Source organism: Candidatus Termitispirillum reticulitermitis (assembly GCF_054655775.1).
The window spans coordinates 1-3,205 of record NZ_BAAIHG010000099.1 but is presented as its reverse complement, the minus strand read 5'-3'; the positions used below and the strand labels follow the sequence as shown (position 1 = coordinate 3,205).

At 41.8% G+C, this 3,205-nt stretch carries 5 protein-coding genes; 2 read left to right on the top strand and 3 right to left on the bottom strand.

Going from position 1 to position 3,205, the window contains the following annotated elements; translation table 11 throughout:
• Positions 1-333 (bottom strand): hypothetical protein (locus tag AC1MDJ_RS07280; protein WP_479690263.1); only part of this gene is annotated, 333 nt, incomplete at its 3' end.
• Positions 326-967 carry a uracil-DNA glycosylase gene (locus AC1MDJ_RS07275; RefSeq protein ID WP_479690262.1) on the bottom strand — a complete coding sequence of 214 codons (642 nt, stop codon included), beginning with the start codon at positions 965-967 and terminating at the stop codon, positions 326-328. The genes AC1MDJ_RS07280 and AC1MDJ_RS07275, both read right to left, overlap by 8 nt.
• A 118-nt stretch (positions 968-1,085) precedes the next feature.
• Here AC1MDJ_RS07275 and AC1MDJ_RS07270 point away from each other — a divergent pair, with 118 nt between their 5' ends.
• Entirely contained in the window at positions 1,086-1,679 is a 594-nt protein-coding gene (locus tag AC1MDJ_RS07270; RefSeq protein WP_479690261.1) for an XRE family transcriptional regulator, read from the top strand.
• 126 nt (positions 1,680-1,805) lie between these two features.
• On the opposite strand, the gene AC1MDJ_RS07265 is transcribed toward AC1MDJ_RS07270, so the two are convergent.
• The gene (locus AC1MDJ_RS07265; RefSeq protein WP_479690260.1) at positions 1,806-2,921 is read right to left on the bottom strand and encodes an ATP-binding protein; all 1,116 of its coding nucleotides are present in this window, start codon (positions 2,919-2,921) and stop codon (positions 1,806-1,808) included.
• A gap of 60 nt (positions 2,922-2,981) precedes the next feature.
• Between AC1MDJ_RS07265 and AC1MDJ_RS07260 the strand changes: the two genes are divergently transcribed.
• Positions 2,982-3,205: AAA family ATPase (locus AC1MDJ_RS07260; RefSeq protein ID WP_479690259.1), on the top strand; the 224-nt coding region annotated here is incomplete at its 3' end.

Below are 3,205 nucleotides of genomic sequence, written 5' to 3'. Positions count from 1 at the left end.
CACCCTATTTTCAGTTAGCTCATAACCCCAAGGTCCTCCGCACGACTCGCAACGAGACTTTTCCTTCATGGAGCTAAAAAACCACTTAGCAATAAGGACAGAAAGCAGGATGCTGATGCTAATCAGCAGGATGATTACCAAAGAGTCGTTAAAACCAAAAGCAACCTGAACAGCATCAAATAAAGAAAAACCAAAAACTTTATAAAATAAGACAGAAACCAGAAAAACGCCCACGAAACCGATAATGGCACCCAAACCGATTGATGCGAATAAATCCCCTAAATATGTATCAGGCGTTCTTATTTCCTTAGTTTTGCTTGCAATTTTAGGCATGATTATAACCCCCTTTGTTCTTAGATGTTTTTTCTAACTCTGCCACTGCTAAATGCAGGTCTTCCTCTGCCCCTGCTATGACAGACTCACAACGCAACAGATAGGATGGGTGGTAGGTAGGTATTACCTTTATAGTTTTACCCGTAGCCGTGTCCTTGTAGTCATTGGATTTATTGCGCACATCGCCCAGCTTAAAATTGTCAGGCAACTTTAACATATCGCCTAATATGGCTTTAGTAGCTACCTTGCCCAAACAAACAATTACGTCTGGCGACACTAGACTAATTTGTTTGCGAATAAAGCCTATGCAATGCGCTATTTCGCTACCTATCGGCTTTCTATTATCAGGTGGACGACACTTGATAATATTGGCGATATATGCGTCCTCTCGTTTGTAGCCCATATCCTCAATAATCATCTTGTCCAGTCGCTTACCTGCATCGCCTACAAACGGACACCCTGCCTTATCCTCATCCGCCCCAGGAGCCTCGCCTATAAACATCAACTTTGCATTGCGGTTGCCATCCCCAAAAACCGTTTTCGTCCGTGACTTATGCAAACCGCAATCTTTACACTCGGTGACCTCATGCTCTAAACTATTCCAATCACCGCTCTTGTCTCGTAGTTCACCCATAACTCACCCCTTTGATAAACTTGAAATAATCTTATAGATTATTAAATGTAGCTTGTCAAGTATATTTTTAATCTTTTTGAGTGTTGTTTTAGTATGTCAGCCCCTATATTTAATCTATATGATTATTTTAGACGTTGTCTTGGGCAATATACGGGCGGAGTTAAAGCGACAGGGGATTACGCAGAACGAATTCGCCGAACAGATGGGCTACAGCAACGTCTATATGTCTGATATGCTTAGGAAAATCAAACTGGGGGCAGACTCCCTCTCATTCCTAGAAAAAGCAGCTGGTGTGTTGGGGATATCGCCACACCAGTTAATCACCGCAAACGTTGCACCCGTTGACAGCTATGTATCTATCCCATATTTGGGCGGAGATGTGCCCGATGTGGCTTTTAATGTTGACTTTATAAACAGGCTGGGGGTTGCGACAGATGCGTTATTTGTTAACACTATGCCCGATGAGAGTATGGAGCCGACCATAAAGGCGGGCGATTTGTTGCTGATTGCCAAGCGGCGGGAGATTAAACACGCACGAATATACATGTTTAAGTTGGGCGGAGACACGATAATCAAAAGGATTATCTTACAAACTGACTATAATGTATTTGTAAAAGCTGACAACAGTAGCTTTCCAAGCAGTTGCGTTGATAAAGCCGAGCTTACGCGTTCATTAGTCGGCGAGCTTGTCTGGCAGGGCAGACGCGCATAAGCATTGCCAGTGTCTAAAAGCGTTTGACAAGTGCTTAAAGTTTTGCTAGATTATGATGTCATAGGAGGTAAGGTTATGTCATTAGAGGGCTACCAAAAATATATGAAAGAGTTTGAAAAGTTGAAGTCATTCTGCCCATAATGCGGCGATTGGAACGGCAAGCATATTTTCCCCAAACGAAAACGTGTTTTCGCCAGAATATAAAACAATTCCCAAGTAAGGTTTCTTATTTTTTAATATGTTCCGAACAAACCATCTTTGTGGTGCAAAGTCATCGGCGGAAACGCGTGCGCTAGATTTTACTTCCACGCCTACCAATGCCTTGTCTTCACGCTCTATCAAGAAATCTATTTCACGTTTCTCACGGTCACGGTATTGAAAAAGATTATATTGATTGTCCACACCAATCTGTGCCGTTAATTCTTGAAACACAAATGTTTCCATCAATTTTCCAGCTCTGTCAGTTTCCGATTTATCCGTATCAAGCATAATATCGTTTTTGTTCCACCCAAGCACAGAAGCCATAAGCCCCGTATCTGTCATATACGTTTTCGGGGTGCGCCCAACCCTGTCATAATCAGTTCTTGTCCAAGGCGACACTTTCTCAAACAAATACATCGCCTCCAGAGCATTTATGTAAGATTCTATAGTTGGCTTTGTTATCGCCATAAATGAGCATATTTTTGATACTTCCATAAATTTTCCAGACCAAGATGCCAAAATATTTATCAGTTCCCTTAAAGCGTCCTGCCTCTTTATGTTTGCTATATCTTGCAAATCACGATTTATCAATGTATCAATGTAATCCTTGTGCCAATCTTTCCGCTCTTGTGGTGTTCTCAAGCGCACTGCCTCTGGAAACCCGCCACGAAAAGCCAAATCAAAAATTGTGCTTTTGTCATACCCCTTTATTTGTGATGAAAAGTTTGCCTTAAAAGCCCTTTCTAAAAATGTTGGACGAACCTTTAATATCTCTCCAACCGTCAGCGGACGCAGGCGAATATTTTTAACCCGTCCAGCAAGGCTCTCTGAAACACTAGGTAAAGAGCTTATGTTTGCAGAACCAGTTAATAAGTATTGCCCAGGACGATTATCGTTATCTACAGCATGCTTTATCTCTGTAATCAGCTCAGGCACTTTCTGAATTTCATCAATCATCATCGTCCCTGAAGGGTTCTTTACAAAGTTCGTTGGGTCGTATTTTGCAAATAGCGGGAGTTCTACTTTAATAATAGCGGACAACCTACTTTACTTTTTGCGGAAAAATATGTTATCATATTACAAAATAAAGAAGAGGCAAATATGGAGATGTCTGAATATCCGCGTTGGCAAGCCCAAAGCGTAAAAAAAGCTCTTGAAACACGTCGTGTTGTCGTCATATCGGGTGCACGGCAAACGGGCAAAACTACGCTTGCCAAGCAAGTAGCAGATAAAGACACAAAACTAATGGAGTTGGATTTGAAAGCCGTTTTTGATGCGGCAAAATACGACCCAACGAACTTTGTAAAGAACCCTTCAGGGACGAT